The sequence below is a fragment of the Cupriavidus pauculus genome, from assembly GCF_003854935.1.
GTDB classification, from domain to species: Bacteria; Pseudomonadota; Gammaproteobacteria; order Burkholderiales; family Burkholderiaceae; genus Cupriavidus; species Cupriavidus pauculus_C.
Genome location: NZ_CP033970.1, coordinates 482,164 through 496,233, shown reverse-complemented (window position 1 = coordinate 496,233; position 14,070 = coordinate 482,164). Strand labels below are relative to the sequence as shown.

10 protein-coding genes are annotated in these 14,070 nt (G+C 65.7%); 5 read left to right on the top strand and 5 right to left on the bottom strand.

Features of this window, described 5'->3' with window-relative positions:
* Nucleotides 1-12: 12 nt before the first annotated feature.
* A complete protein-coding gene (locus EHF44_RS20340; protein ID WP_124685531.1) occupies nucleotides 13-1,182 on the bottom strand; it encodes an acyl-CoA dehydrogenase family protein in 1,170 nt (389 codons plus the stop codon).
* 267 nt (nucleotides 1,183-1,449) lie between these two features.
* Here EHF44_RS20340 and EHF44_RS20335 point away from each other — a divergent pair, with 267 nt between their 5' ends.
* On the top strand, nucleotides 1,450-2,481 hold the full coding sequence (locus EHF44_RS20335) for a tripartite tricarboxylate transporter substrate-binding protein (RefSeq protein ID WP_437340345.1): 1,032 nt from the start codon (nucleotides 1,450-1,452) through the stop codon (nucleotides 2,479-2,481).
* Nucleotides 2,482-2,526: 45 nt separating this feature from the next.
* Here EHF44_RS20335 and EHF44_RS20330 read toward each other — a convergent pair whose 3' ends face one another.
* Entirely contained in the window at nucleotides 2,527-3,429 is a 903-nt protein-coding gene (locus EHF44_RS20330) for a LysR substrate-binding domain-containing protein (protein ID WP_124686693.1), read from the bottom strand.
* Between the two features lie 135 nt (nucleotides 3,430-3,564).
* Between EHF44_RS20330 and EHF44_RS20325 the strand changes: the two genes are divergently transcribed.
* Complete coding sequence (locus EHF44_RS20325; RefSeq protein ID WP_124685530.1) at nucleotides 3,565-4,479, top strand: SDR family NAD(P)-dependent oxidoreductase; 915 nt, start codon at nucleotides 3,565-3,567, stop codon at nucleotides 4,477-4,479.
* Nucleotides 4,480-4,596: 117 nt separating this feature from the next.
* Here EHF44_RS20325 and EHF44_RS20320 read toward each other — a convergent pair whose 3' ends face one another.
* Nucleotides 4,597-4,974 carry a hypothetical protein gene (locus EHF44_RS20320; protein WP_124685529.1) on the bottom strand — a complete coding sequence of 126 codons (378 nt, stop codon included), beginning with the start codon at nucleotides 4,972-4,974 and terminating at the stop codon, nucleotides 4,597-4,599.
* 398 nt (nucleotides 4,975-5,372) lie between these two features.
* Here EHF44_RS20320 and EHF44_RS20315 point away from each other — a divergent pair, with 398 nt between their 5' ends.
* The 3 genes from EHF44_RS20315 to EHF44_RS20305 all read left to right on the top strand — a co-directional run bounded on the left by EHF44_RS20315 (nucleotide 5,373) and on the right by EHF44_RS20305 (nucleotide 10,185).
* A complete protein-coding gene (locus EHF44_RS20315; RefSeq protein WP_124685528.1) occupies nucleotides 5,373-7,295 on the top strand; it encodes a PrkA family serine protein kinase in 1,923 nt (640 codons plus the stop codon).
* A 69-nt stretch (nucleotides 7,296-7,364) separates the two neighbouring features.
* Nucleotides 7,365-8,627, top strand: coding sequence for a YeaH/YhbH family protein (locus tag EHF44_RS20310; protein WP_124685527.1), 1,263 nt, complete (start codon nucleotides 7,365-7,367; stop codon nucleotides 8,625-8,627).
* Between the two features lie 19 nt (nucleotides 8,628-8,646).
* Complete coding sequence (locus EHF44_RS20305) at nucleotides 8,647-10,185, top strand: SpoVR family protein (RefSeq protein WP_124685526.1); 1,539 nt, start codon at nucleotides 8,647-8,649, stop codon at nucleotides 10,183-10,185.
* A gap of 82 nt (nucleotides 10,186-10,267) precedes the next feature.
* Here the strand turns inward: EHF44_RS20305 and EHF44_RS20300 are convergent, their stop codons facing one another.
* Nucleotides 10,268-11,419 (bottom strand): helix-turn-helix transcriptional regulator, encoded by a 1,152-nt coding sequence (locus tag EHF44_RS20300; RefSeq protein ID WP_124685525.1) that lies wholly within the window; start codon nucleotides 11,417-11,419, stop codon nucleotides 10,268-10,270.
* A gap of 377 nt (nucleotides 11,420-11,796) precedes the next feature.
* Nucleotides 11,797-14,049 carry a mechanosensitive ion channel family protein gene (locus EHF44_RS20295; RefSeq protein ID WP_253700275.1) on the bottom strand — a complete coding sequence of 751 codons (2,253 nt, stop codon included), beginning with the start codon at nucleotides 14,047-14,049 and terminating at the stop codon, nucleotides 11,797-11,799.
* Nucleotides 14,050-14,070 lie beyond the last annotated feature (21 nt).

Genomic DNA, 14,070 nt, shown 5'->3' with positions numbered 1-14,070 from the left:
AGTGGGGCGGAATCAGAACGAACGCGGCAGGTCGAGCACGTGCTCGGCCACGTAGGACAGGATCAGGTTCGTCGAGATCGGCGCCACCTGGTAGAGCCGGGTCTCGCGGAACTTGCGCTCGATGTCGTATTCGGCGGCAAAGCCGAAGCCGCCGTGCGTCTGCAGGCAGACATTGGCCGCTTCCCACGAGGCATCGGCCGCCAGCAGCTTGGCCATGTTGGCTTCCTTGCCGCAGGGCTTGCCGGCGTCGAACAGCTGCGCTGCCTTGTAGCGCATCAGGCTGGCCGCTTCCACGTTGACGTAGGCGCGCGCGATCGGGAACTGCACGCCCTGGTTCTGGCCGATGGGGCGGTCGAAGACGATGCGCTCGCGGGCATAGCCGCTGGCGCGCTCGACGAACCAGTAGCCGTCGCCAATGCACTCGGCGGCAATCAGGATGCGCTCGGCATTCAGGCCGTCGAGGATGTACTTGAGGCCGCGGCCTTCCTCGCCGATCAGGTTCTCGGCCGGGATTTCAAGGTTGTCGAAGAACAGCTCGTTGGTCTCGTGGTTGACCATGTTGCGGATCGGCTGCACGGTCAGGCCGTTGCCGATGGCCTCGCGCAGGTCCACGACGAACACGGACAGGCCCTCGGACTTCTTCTTCACCTGGTCCAGCGGCGTGGTGCGGGCCAGCAGCAGCATCAGGTCAGAGTGCTGCACGCGCGAGATCCACACCTTCTGGCCGTTGATCACGTACTTGTCGCCCTTGCGGACGGCGGTGGTCTTGAGCTTGGTGGTATCGGTGCCCGTGGTGGGCTCGGTGACGGCCATCGACTGCATGCGCAGTTCGCCCGAGGCGATGCCGGGCAGCCAGCGCTGCTTCTGGGCGTCGGAGCCGTGGCGCAGCAGGCATCCCATCACGTACATCTGGCCGTGGCAGGCGCCGGAGTTGCCGCCGTTGCGGTTGATTTCCTCCATGATCACGGACGCGGCCGTCAGCGGCAGGCCCGAGCCGCCATACGCCTCCGGGATCAGCGCGGACAGCCAGCCGGCCTGGGTCAGGGCCTGGACGAATTCCTCGGGAAAGCCGTTGTGTTCCTCGATCCGCTGCCAGTAGGCGGAGTCGAACTGCGCGCAGAGGTCGCGTACGGCCTCGCGGATTTCGGGGTAGAGCTGGTCGGGGTCCTGCGCTGCTTGCATGGCGATGTCCGGTCGATGTCGGGGAGTGGGGGCCATTATTCCCCGAGCCGCCCCGGCCGCCCTATTCGGATTTGCTGAAGCGCGGCTTTTGCGGGGCTTAGGGTTTGCCTGGGCCGGTCAGGGTTATCCCGTGGCTTTTCCGGCGCCGTGTCCAGCCTTCGGCAAATCGGAATTGTGTGCGGCGGCGTTTGCTTTCACGCTGGCACCTGGATGATTTCGCAGCCCGAACGAGAGACGCGCGACACGCGCGCAGACCGGAGACGACGCATGACCCGCATGATCCGCATGATCCCTTTCCCCACCCTGATCCCCCGGATGCCCGCCTGGCTGGCCTGGGCCGCCATGAGCGTGGCCGCCGTGGCGGTGACGCCAGGCACGGCGCGCGCGGCCGACCCGTATCCGTCGCGGCCCATCACGATGGTGGTGCCGTTCGCGGCCGGCGGCCCCACCGACGTGGTGGCGCGCTCGGTGGCCGCGGCGATGTCGAAGTCGCTGGGCCAGAGCGTGGTGGTCGAGAACCGGCTGGGCGCGGGCGGCACGGTGTCGGCCGCCTACGTGGCCAAGTCGGCGCCGGACGGCTACACGATCCTGATCCACCACAACGGCATGGCCACCGCGCCGGCGCTCTATTCCAAGTTGCCCTACAAGCCGCTGACCGATTTTTCGTTCGTGGGCCAGGTGGCCGACGTGCCGATGACGCTGCTGGGCCGCCACGACCTGCCGGCCAGCACGCTGCCCGAGCTGGTCAGCTACATCAAGCAGAACCAGACCAAGGTGAACCTGGCCAATGCGGGGCTGGGCGCGGTGTCGCAGTTGTGCGGCATGCTGTTCCAGAAGGCGATCGGCGTGGACCTGCAGACCATCCCTTACCAGGGCACGGCGCCGGCGCTGACCGCGCTGCTGGGCGGGCAGGTGGACATCCTGTGCGACCAGACCACGCAGACGCTGCCCCATATCAAGTCCGGCAAGGTCAAGCTGTACGGCGTGACCACGACCGAGCGGATTCCGGCGCTGCCGGACACGCCGACGCTGCGCGAGGGCGGGCTGAAGGGCTTCGAGGTCAAGGTCTGGCACGGCATCTACGCCCCCAAGGGCACGCCGCCGGCCGTTATCGACAAGCTCAACGGCGCCCTGCGCGCGGCGCTCAAGGACCAGGCCGTGGTAACCCGCATGACGGAACTGGGCGCGGTGATCGTGCCGGCCGACAAGCAGACCCCCGAAGGGCTGCACACGTGGCTGGCATCGGAGATCGACAAGTGGTCGCCGATCATCAAGGCCGCGGGGGTGAAGGCGGATTGATGGGTTGAACCGGCCAGGGAGCAACGAGGCAGCGGCAGCCGGTTTCTACACCGGCTGCCTTGCCGCTTCCGCCAGGTACTGGATCAGGGTTTCCGCGAACTGCGGCAGCTCGCGGCCGGGGCGGCGCACCAGGCGCAGCTCGCGGCGGGCCCAGTCGTCTTCCAGCTTGATGAACCGCAGCACCTTGCGGCTGGCGTAGCGGCGCGCGCAGCTGTTCGGCACGATGGCGATGCCCGCGCCGGCTTCCACCATCCGGCACACCGCGTCGAAGCTGCCGACCTGAATGCGCAGGCTGATGCGCTTGCCCATGCCGCCGGCAATGCGGTCCAGAAACGACTGGATCGCCGATGACTGGTTCAGGCCCACGAAGCGGCAGGTATCGAGCAGATCGGCGAAATGCAGCGCCTTGAACGCCGGCAGCGCGTGGTTGACGGGCGCGATGACGATCAGTTCGTCGGTGCACAGGTGCATGGCGTCCAGGTCGGCCGTGGCCACTTCTCCGGCCACGATGCCCAGGTCGGCGGCGCCGGCGCCCACCGCCGAGACGATGTCGGCCGACAGGTGTTCTTCCAGCTCGACATCGACATCGGGGTTCTCGGACAGGAAGCGCGACAGCCCGTGCGCCAGGAACGAGTTGGTGGCCGTGGTGTTGGCCAGCAGGCGGACGCGGCCCTTGACGCCCTTGGCATAGGGCCGCAGGTCGGCGTGCAGGCATTCCAGCTGGCGGAACACCTCGCGGGCGTGGCGCAGCAGTTCGTCGCCAGCGGGCGTCAGGCGGACGCCCTTCACCTGGCGGATCAGCAACTGCGTCTGGAACGCTTCCTCCAGTTGCTTGATGCGGGAGCTGGCGGCGGGCAGGGACAGGAAGCTGCGTTCCGCGGCGCGGGTCAGGTTCTCGGTTTCCCCGACATTGAGGAAGAGGCGCAGGTCGGTCAGGTCGTAGTGCATGGGTTCAGCGGGCGTGAAGCCCGCTTTTGTCATTCGAGAATTCCACAAACGGCGCCGCCAATTTATCGTATCCGCCTCGGCAATAGAACGGGGGCCAGTCCGGACCCCGGTAATCCGGCAGCCAAGGAGGCAAAGATGAGTGGAATGATGGCAGGCAAGGTCGTGGTGGTGACGGGCGCGGGCGGCGGCATTGGCCGTGGCATCGCGCTGGGCATGGCCGCTGCCGGCGCGCGCGTGGTGGCGAACGACCTTGGCGTATCGATGAGCGGCGAGGGCGGCGACGCCGGCCCGGCGCAGCGCGTGGTCGAGGAGATCCGGGCCGCCGGCGGCGAGGCCGTGGCCAGCACCGACAGCGTGTCCACGTGGGCCGGCGCCAATGCCATCGTGCAGTGCGCGATGGACAATTTCGGCCGCATCGACGCCGTGGTCAACAACGCCGGCAACCTGCGCGACCGCATGTTCTTCAAGATGAACGAGGAGGAATGGCGGTCGGTGATCGACGTGCACCTGCACGGCACGTTCTTCGTCAGCCGGGCGGCGGCCAGCTATTTCAAGGACCAGGAGGGTGGGGCGTTCGTGCACATGACGTCGACCTCGGGGCTGATCGGCAACCTGGGGCAGGCCAACTACTCGGCGGCCAAGCTCGGCATCGCGGCGCTGTCCAAATCGATCGCGCTGGACATGCAGCGCTTCAACGTCCGGTCGAATTGCATTGCACCATTTGCCTGGAGCCGGATGACCAGCTCGATCCCGGCCGAGACGCCCGAGGAAAAGGCGCGCGTGGCCCGGCTGCAGAAGATGGAGGCGGGCAAGATCGCCCCGGTGGCGGTGTTCCTGGCCAGCGACGCGGCGCAGCAGGTGAACGGCCAGATCTTTGCCGTGCGCGCCAACGAGATCATGCTGATGAGCCAGCCGCGCCCGGTGCGCTCGGTCCATACCAGCGAAGGCTGGACGCCCGAGACCGTGGCCGAGATCGCCATGCCGGCCATGCAGGGCAGCTTCTTCAAGCTCGAACGCTCGCCCGATGTGATCAACTGGGATCCGATCTGATCCACCGGAGTCACCCCGGGCGCCGCAGCCGCCGCATTCCACGTGCGGCACCACACGCTGCGGCGCAACAACGCCAGTGCGTGGCACGCAACCTGCTCATTCGGCCCTCATCCGGGCTTATTCGACTTTCGTGATGTCGGCCAGGCGTTTGGCGCCGGCCCCGCGCACCTCGACTGTGCGGCGTGGCGGGCCGGGACGCATGGCGGTGCATGCGCGCGCCAGGCAATGTGCGTGACGCGGGCTGGCACTCTCGCGCCGACAGTGCTGGTGCGACGCGCCGCGCGTGCGGCATCGGGTCGCATGCCGCGATGACGCCGGCGGCGACGTTGCCGGCCGGCAGACTTTCCATGTCGCGCACAGGGTCATGCGTGCATGATGGTGCGGCGGCGAACATGCCGCGACGCTGGCTCGCCGCGCATGCGCGGCGCGCGCTTCGATATGCGAAAAGCGGGGGAAATCATGCGTTTGCACGATGTCGGCGGCGGCATCGTTCATGCATCGCGCCGCGCTGACTGTAGGAGCGCAGCCGACAGTTGCTGTCAGATGTTTCCGGATTTGATGGGCCGTTACACAACACGCTGTGCATCATCCGCGCTTAAGGTGTAATGTGTGTCACAAGCATGGTCAATGGCCCGTCGCAGCGGGGTGATGACGCGAGGGTTCGGTGAACGGCGTGCACGTCATGAGCGTGCGTGTCGGCGACCGAACCGACCGGCAACAGAAGCGGTCAACTCCGGATTCACGTTCGCCGTTATTTGACTATGATGAAGTAAAGACTTCGCAACTTGGCAACTCCACCAGGCCGGGGTGGTGGACCAGCAAAGTTGCCGCGAAGATCTTAGGGGAGTAGAACTACCTTCGCCTCGGACGTGGGACTCTGACGGGAGTGAGGTATGGACATTTTTGGCCACTACGCCACGCGCTTCGAAGCTCGCAAGGAAGAGGAATACAGCATCCAGGAGTACCTGGAGATCTGCAAGAAGGATCCTACTGCCTACGCGACCGCTGCCGAACGCATGCTCGCCGCAATCGGACAGCCCGAACTGGTGGACACCCACCACGATCCGCGCCTGTCCCGACTGTTCTTCAACAAGGTGATCCGGGTCTACCCGGCGTTCCGCGACTTCTATGGCATGGAGGACACGATCGAGCAGATCGTCTCGTTCTTCAAGCACGCGGCGCAGGGCCTGGAAGAGCGCAAGCAGATCCTCTATCTGCTGGGGCCTCCCGGAGGCGGCAAGTCGTCGCTGGCCGAGAAGCTCAAGGCGCTGATGGAAGAGATTCCCATCTACGCACTGAAGGGCTCGCCCATCCATGAATCGCCGCTCGGCCTCTTCTCTCCGGAAGAGGACGGCAAGATCATGGAGGAAGACTATGGCATTCCCATCCGCTACCTGAATACCATCCCGTCGCCGTGGGCCGTCAAGCGGCTGCACGAGTTCAACGGGGACATCACCAAGTTCCGCGTGGTGAAGCTGCGGCCGTCGGTGCTGGCGCAGATCGCCATCTCCAAGACCGAGCCGGGCGACGAAAACAACCAGGACATCTCGTCGCTGGTGGGCAAGGTCGACATCCGCAAGCTGGAAGACTTTCCGCAGGACGATCCGGACGCGTACTCGTATTCGGGCGGGCTCTGCCTGGCCAACCGCGGCCTGCTGGAGTTCGTGGAAATGTTCAAGGCACCGATCAAGGTGCTGCACCCGCTGCTGACCGCCACGCAGGAAGGCAACTACAAGGGCACGGAAGGCTTTGGCGCGATTCCGTTCGATGGCGTCATCCTGGCCCACTCGAACGAGGCCGAATGGCAGACGTTCAAGGCGGACAAGAACAACGAGGCATTCCTGGACCGGATCTACATCGTCAAGGTGCCGTACTGCCTGCGGGTGTCCGACGAGGTGAAGATCTACGACAAGCTGTTGCGCAGCAGTTCGCTGTCGGCCGCGCCCAACGCCCCGAACACGCTGAAGATGATGGCGCAGTTCGCGGTGCTCACGCGGATCAAGGAGCCCGAGAACTCGAACATCTTCTCGAAGATGCGCGTCTACGACGGCGAAAGCCTCAAGGACGTGGACCCGAAGGCCAAGTCGTACCAGGAGTACCGCGACTACGCCGGCATCGACGAAGGCATGAACGGGTTGTCCACGCGCTTCGCGTTCAAGGTGCTGTCCAAGGTCTTCAACTTCGACAACACCGAGGTGGCCGCCAATCCGGTGCACCTGCTCTACGTGCTCGAACAGCAGATCGAGCGCGAGCAGTTTCCGCCGGAGCAGGAAGCCAAGCTGATGTCGTACATCAAGGAGTACCTGACCACGCCCTATGTGGAGTTCATCGGCAAGGAGATCCAGACGGCGTACCTGGAATCGTATTCCGAGTACGGGCAGAACATCTTCGACCGCTACGTGGTGTTTGCCGACCTGTGGATCCAGGACCAGGAGTACCGCGATCCGAACACCGGTGAAATCCTTGACCGTAACGCACTGAACGACGAACTCGAAAAGGTGGAGAAGCCGGCGGGCATCTCGAACCCGAAGGACTTCCGCAACGAGATCGTCAACTTCGTGCTGCGGGCGCGTGCCAACAATGGAGGCAAGAACCCGGTCTGGACCAGCTACGAGAAGCTGCGGATGGTGATCGAGAAGCGCATGTTCTCCACCACGGAGGACCTGCTGCCGGTGATCTCGTTCAACGCGAAGTCGTCGCGGGAGGACCAGGACAAGCACGAGAACTTCGTCAACCGCATGGTTGAGAAAGGCTATACACCCAAGCAGGTTCGGCTTCTGGTGGAGTGGTATCTGCGCGTCAGGAAATCGTCGTAATCACACCGGACGCGGTCTTTTTCCACGGCGCTGACTTTTCTGGCGTCTTAACAGGCGGGCGAACGGCATATGGCTACGGTCATCGATCGGCGCGAGAACGGCGGCAATAAAAGCGCCGTCAATCAGCAACGCTTCATCAAGCGCTACCGCGAGCAGATCCGGCAAGCGGTGGCGAAGGCGGTGTCCGGCCGGAAGATCATGGACATCGAACAGAGCGGGCAGGTGTCCATTCCGGTCAAGGACATCTCCGAGCCGATTTTCCATCACGGCCAGGGCGGCAAGCGGGAGTGGATCCACCCGGGCAACAAGAAGTTCGTCAAGGGTGACAGCTTCGACCGCCAGCAGCAGGGCAGTGGTGGGACCGGGTCGCGTGCCAGCGACAGCGGTGAGGGCGAGGATGAGTTCGTCTTCACGCTGTCGCGCGAGGACTTCCTGAACTTCTTCTTCGAGGACATGGCGCTGCCGGACCTGGCCAAGCGCCACCTTGCCAAGATTGCCGAGGTGCGCAAGGTGCGCGCCGGCTACTCCATCGACGGCACGCCTTCGAACCTGTCGATCCTGCGCACGATGCGCAGCTCGCTGGGGCGGCGCATCGCGCTGTCGAGCCCCTACATGAAGCGCCTGCACGAACTGGAAGCCGAGTACGGCGAGGTGCTGGAGAAGGAGGGCCCGTACTCCGAACGCGCCGAGGCGCTGATGGAAAAGATGCGGCACCTGCGCGCGCAGGTGGACCGCGTGCCCTTCATCGAAAAACTGGACCTGCGGTACAACAACCGTGTGCTCAAGAAGCGGCCCCAGGCCCAGGCGGTGATGTTCTGCCTGATGGACGTGTCGGGGTCGATGGACGAAAGCCGCAAGGACCTGGCCAAGCGCTTCTTCATGCTGCTGTACCTGTTCCTGAAGCGGAACTACGAGCGCATCGACGTCATCTTCATCCGGCACCACACGGTGGCGAAGGAAGTGGACGAGGAAGATTTCTTCCATTCGCGGGAGTCCGGTGGTACCGTGGTTTCGAGCGCGCTGAAGCTGATGGTGGAAGTGATCCACGACCGCTATCCGCCGAGCCAGTGGAACATCTATTGCGCCCAGGCGTCGGACGGCGACAACTGGGCCGGCGATTCCGAACTGTGCGGCAGGCTGCTGCGCGAGTCGATCCTGCCGCTGGTGCAGTACTACGCGTATGTGGAAGTTGCATCGGAGGAACCGCAGAACCTGTGGGAGGAGTACCTGACGGTGAAGAGCCAGTTCGAGCACTTTGCGATGCAGCGCATCATCGGTGCCGACGAGATCTACCCCGTCCTGCACGACCTCTTCCAGAAGCGCGCGGCGTGACACGTCACTGGGGAAGTCCATGGCTTATCTATCGACGGGCTCGGAGTGGACCTTCGAGCTGATCCAGCGTTATGACCGGGAGATCGCCCGCATCGCCGGCGAATTCGGCCTGGATACCTATCCGAACCAGATCGAGATCATCACGGCGGAGCAGATGCTGGACGCCTACGCGTCGGCCGGGCTGCCGGTGGGCTACAACCACTGGTCGTACGGCAAGCACTTCCTGTCGTCGGAGCGCAGCTACCAGCGCGGCTACATGGGGCTGGCCTACGAGATCGTCATCAACTCGAACCCGTGCATCGCCTACCTGATGGAGGAGAACACGATGCCGATGCAGGCGCTGACGATCGCGCATGCCTGCTACGGCCACAACTCGTTCTTCAAGGGCAACTACCTGTTCCGCACGTGGACCAATGCGGACGCCATCATCGACTACCTGCTGTTCGCCAAGAACTACGTGGCCGAGTGCGAGCAGCGCTACGGCGAGCAGGAAGTGGAACTGCTGCTGGATTCCTGCCACGCGCTGCAGAACTACGGCGTGGACCGCTACAAGCGGCCCAAGAAGCTGTCGATCACCGAGGAGCAGGCCCGCCAGGCCGAGCGCGAGAACTACCTGCAGATGCAGGTGAACGACCTCTGGCGCACGCTGCCCAAGCACCGCCCCCACGCGCTGCGCGAGGAGGAGGAAGCGGCGGAAATGGAGGCCAGCTTCCCGCCCGAGCCGCAGGAGAACCTGCTGTACTTCATCGAGAAGAACGCGCCCAAGCTGCAGCCGTGGCAGCGCGAGATCGTGCGGATCGTGCGCAAGATCGCGCAGTATTTCTATCCGCAGCGCCAGACCAAGGTGATGAACGAAGGCTGGGCCACGTTCTGGCACTACACGATCATCAACAAGCTCTACGAGGAAAAGCTGGTCAACGATGCGTTCATGCTGGAGCTGCTGCAGGCCCACACCAACGTCATCTACCAGCCGCCGTACCACAGCCCGTACTACAGCGGGCTGAACCCGTACACGGTGGGCTTCCTGATGTTCCAGGACCTGCGCCGCATGTGCGAGGACCCCACCGAGGAAGACCGCCGCTGGGCGCCCGAGATTGCCGGCAGCGACTGGCGGGAGACGCTCGACTTTGCGATGCGCAACTTCAAGGACGAGAGCTTCCTGCTGCAGTTCCTGTCACCGCGCGTGATCCGCGAGCTGAAGCTGTTCTCGGTGCTGGACGACGACCGCGAGGGCAAGCTCCGCGTGACGGCGATCCATGACGATGAAGGCTACCGCGAGATCCGCCGCCTGCTGGCCACGCAGTACGACCTGTCGAACATGGAGCCGAACATCCAGGTGACCAACGTCGACATCGGCGGCGACCGCTCGCTGACGCTGCGGCACCTGCAGCAGGACCGCCGGCCGCTGGCACAGAACTTTGATGAAGTGGTGCGGCACGTGACCCGCCTGTGGGGCTTCACGGTGCGGCTGGAAGTGGTTTACGAAGATGGCCGACGCGAACTCAAGTACGAGTGCAAGCCGGAACGCCGGCACCACCAGCATCGGAAGGCGGCGTAGAGGTAGGTTTGCTACGTGATTGTTGCTCCCCTCTTCCACCTGTGGGAGAGGGGAGAAAGCATCGAAACGGTACCGAAGCCCGTTACCGCCCCCGCTCCTGTCCCCGCGGCCTTGCCGTCGAGCATGCGCCCGCCCGTTCCAGATCCACGCCAGGCAGCAGATGCAGCAGCCGCACCAGTTCCGACTGGCGGTGCGTGCCGGTCTTGCGCAGCGTATCGCGGATATGCACGCGCACGGTGTGCGGCGACAGGAATTCGCGTTCGGCGATCTCGTTGAGCGTTTCGCCGGCCGCCAGGCGGATCGCGATGATGCTTTCCTTGCGCGACAGCCCGAACAGCGACGTCAGCACGCCGGCGTCAAGCACCGAGCGCGACTCCGAGTTGCCGAGCAGCATCATCGCCATCGGCAATTGCCACGGCCCCTCCACGGGCTGGCGCGACACCAGCGGCATGACGATGATCGGCACCGGCTGGCCGCCCGAGGTGATGTGCATCCACGACCCCGCCGCGGCGCCGCCATGGCGGCCGCCGTGCACGGCGTTGTCCAGCAGCTTGCGCAGCGTGGCCTGCAGCGATTCGGGCTGGGCGCACAGTACGCCGTTGTCGAGCGCCAGGTTGGCGTCGGCCTGCACCAGCGCCTCGGCCCAGCTATTGGCGTAGCGCACGCGCATGTCGGCCTGCAGGGCCATGACGCCAAAGTCGAGCGTGTCCAGCCCGGCCAGGCCCAGCGACGCCAGGCCGCTCAGTTCGAAGTTGCGATGCTGCATGCGCGCCGCGCGCGCCCAGTGGGGCATGACCTGCGCCACGCGGCGGTTGCAGTCCAGGCCGTGGCAGTCGTCGCAGCCGGGCGTGGCGCTCATCCAGACGCAAACGTCATGGGTATCGAACAGCCGGATGCCATGGGCCAGCCCGTTGCAGTCGAACGGCATGGCGTCGGCGGGATGGGTGTCGACGAGCATCCCGGCGGTGGCGCGCGGGGCGATGGCGGCGTGCGATGGCAGCGTGCGCATGCTTTCGGGCATGTTGCCGGCGCTGGTGTAGCAGCCGTGACGCGTGACGCCCAGGCGGGCCTGCCCGGCGAGCTTGTCCCATATCAGGTAGCTCGGGCTGGCGGAACACGTGTAGCGGGAAAACAGGTCCAGGGCGGCCGGCATGGCGGCCACGTCCATGGCGGACTCATAGATGCGATCGACCAGACGATCGAAGACGTCGTCGGCAGACAAGTGTTCGCCCATTTCTTTTTTCCCCGGTGGCAAACGCCTTTTCCTCAAGGCCGCTGCGTCGGTGCGCGACCCTTCTTTTGTTGTGGTGACAGTGCCGTGCTCCCGTTGTCCGGGATCGCCTCCACGACGGCCGTCCGTGCAACGATGATCGCGCATGAACTGGCCGGGGGAATATCCCGCCAAGGGAGGGGGCATGTCCGGCATTGCGGCGCCACGCCTGCCTTTCCGGCCGTCCGGCGTGGCGGCGAGAGCCGCTGCGACAGATGGCCGAGATAGTAATGCCGTGACCCGCGTATTTCAAACGATTCGGCGCCCCGGGCCGGCGTCCGCATTGCGCAAATGCGACAACGGACGCCGTGGCGCGCATCGCCCGGCACATTGGCCGACCGTTATCGTGGTCTTCCCTGAGCCGAGGTGACGAGTTCGGCGCCCGCGCCGGCGGCCGCGCTCAGCCCCGCTTCGGCGGCAGCCTGAGCGGCCGCGCCATTGCCGCCATCGACCTGCACGGTCACGTACGGCGCCGCCATGCGGATGCCCTCGGCGTCGAAATTGCGCTTGAGCCGGGCGTTGAACGCGCGCGAGATCTCGGCCTGCGTCAGCGGCCGGGTCTTGAACTGGGCCAGCACGACCTGGCCGTTCGGATCGAAGCGGTCCAGCCCCAGGATGTCCAGCCCGGACAGCAGGTTGCGCGAATAGCGGTGGTCGCGCGCTACCTCGGCGCCGGTCTCGCGGATGATCTCCAGCGCGCGGTCGAAGTCGCTCTGGTAGGCAATGGAGATGTTGAACACCGCGAACGCATAGTCGCGCGACAGGTTCTTGACCGCCTTGATCTGGCTGTACGGCAGCGTGTGCAGCGCGCCCTTGCCGTCGCGCAGCCGGACCGTGCGGATGGTCATGCCCTCCACCACGCCGGCGTGGTCGGGCAGTTCGATCGAGTCGCCGATCGCGATGGAATCCTCGATGACGATGAACAGCCCGGTGATCAGGTCCTGCACCAGGCTTTGCGCGCCAAAGCCGATGGCCAGGCCGACCACGCCGGCGCCGGCCAGCAGCGGCGTGACGTTGACGCCCAGGTTGGCCAGCACCGCGATCATCGCCACCACCAGCAGCGCCACGAACGACGCATTGCGCACCAGCGGCAGGATGGTCTTGGCCCGCATGCTCGGCTGCGCGGCGCGCGTGGACGACGGCGTCAGGGACTGCGTGATGGCCGTATCGATGACCAGCCATACCAGCCACGCCAGCAGCACCACGCCAATCACGCTCAGCACGGACTCGGTGATGTGCCGGCCCAGCACGGTCGAATCGGCAAGCTGGATCAGCGACGTGCCCCAGATACGTGCATTGAATTCCAGGAACGCCAGCCAGATCACCACGCGCATCAGCGCCACGCCAAAGCGGGCAAAGCGCTGCAGGTAGGCCGAGCGGCGGCGGTCACGCAGCCGGGGCGCCCGCACGGTGGCCTTGGGCGAGCGGCCCGCTACCAGCGTCAGCAGGATGGCCGCCACGAACAGCGCCACGGTGACCACGGCGCGCCGCAGGAATTCGTCGGCCCGGCCGGTGGCCATGACCGTGCCGATGACGGACGCCGCCACCACGGCCAGCATCGGCAGGTACCACGCCTGCCCGGCCATGCGCAGCAGCTCCATCAGCGCCGGGTGTTCCTGCCGGAACGCGAACGGCCGGAACGCGATGAGCTGGCCGATGGCCCGCCGGAACCGCACGGCAAACACGCCGATCAGCATGGCGGCCAGGATATTGGCAAAGGTGCTGATCAGCGCCGACAGGTTCACGCCCAGCGCCGCAATCACGCGCGTATCGTTATTGGCCTCGCCGAGCGCGGCCAGCGCGCCGGTGACGAACAGCAGCATCGGCGAATGGAGCAGCAGGTCGCGCACCGCGTGCTTGCGATGGCCGGACTGGAACAGCGCGAAGATGACCTGGCAGACCGCCGACATCAGCGCGCCGGCCAGGATGGCATAGGCCACCAGCACCGCGCCCATGCTCGCGGGCGTGCGGCCGAAGACCTTGTAGGCCAGCAGTATGGTCAGCGCGAAGGCCGCGATCCACGGCCCGATCCGCCGCAGGAAATAGATGCCGACATCCACCCAGGACGGCACCACCGGCAGCGCCGTGGAGCGCTTGGGCCGGATGCGGCTGCGATGGAGCCGCCGCGACAGCTCGAACAGCAGCCAGCCCGTGAGCGCCCATCCCGCCAGCACGATGCCGAACTCGCGCCACGACTCCATCGCGGCGCGCGTCTTGCCCACCGTCACGGCCTCGCGCAGCTCCTCGCCGGCAAACCGCATGCGCCAGCGCCAGTACTGCCATGGCCCGCGATCCTTGTGCGGGCCATTGTCGATTTCCTGCAGCGCCTGGGCGACGGCGCCGATCAGCCCCGTGGCCGGCTCGCTGGCGGCCGCGGCTGGTGCCGACGCGTCCAGCCCCTGGCGCAGCGTCTGCAACTGCGCCACCAGCGCCTGGCGTTCGGCATCGTTCTGCAGCGTGCCGATGACCTGGTCCAGGGACTTGGCCAGCGCCGCGCTGGCCGGGGGCGCAGAGGCGGCGCCGTTGGCCGGGGCCTTGACGGCGTTGAGCAGGGGCGAGCCGGCGCCCCATGCCGTGCCGCTGAGCAGCAGCATCAGGCACAGGGCTTGGAACCA

Coding starts and splice junctions, on each gene's coding strand:
- EHF44_RS20295 (WP_253700275.1), bottom strand. CDS start 14,049: ATGCTGCTGCTCAGCGGCACGGCATGGGGCGCCGGCTCGCCCCTGCTC.
- EHF44_RS20330 (WP_124686693.1), bottom strand. CDS start 3,429: ATGCACTACGACCTGACCGACCTGCGCCTCTTCCTCAATGTCGGGGAA.
- EHF44_RS20335 (WP_437340345.1), top strand. CDS start 1,450: ATGACCCGCATGATCCGCATGATCCCTTTCCCCACCCTGATCCCCCGG.
- EHF44_RS20340 (WP_124685531.1), bottom strand. CDS start 1,182: ATGCAAGCAGCGCAGGACCCCGACCAGCTCTACCCCGAAATCCGCGAG.
- EHF44_RS20325 (WP_124685530.1), top strand. CDS start 3,565: ATGAGTGGAATGATGGCAGGCAAGGTCGTGGTGGTGACGGGCGCGGGC.
- EHF44_RS20305 (WP_124685526.1), top strand. CDS start 8,647: ATGGCTTATCTATCGACGGGCTCGGAGTGGACCTTCGAGCTGATCCAG.
- EHF44_RS20320 (WP_124685529.1), bottom strand. CDS start 4,974: ATGAACGATGCCGCCGCCGACATCGTGCAAACGCATGATTTCCCCCGC.
- EHF44_RS20300 (WP_124685525.1), bottom strand. CDS start 11,419: ATGGGCGAACACTTGTCTGCCGACGACGTCTTCGATCGTCTGGTCGAT.
- EHF44_RS20310 (WP_124685527.1), top strand. CDS start 7,365: ATGGCTACGGTCATCGATCGGCGCGAGAACGGCGGCAATAAAAGCGCC.
- EHF44_RS20315 (WP_124685528.1), top strand. CDS start 5,373: ATGGACATTTTTGGCCACTACGCCACGCGCTTCGAAGCTCGCAAGGAA.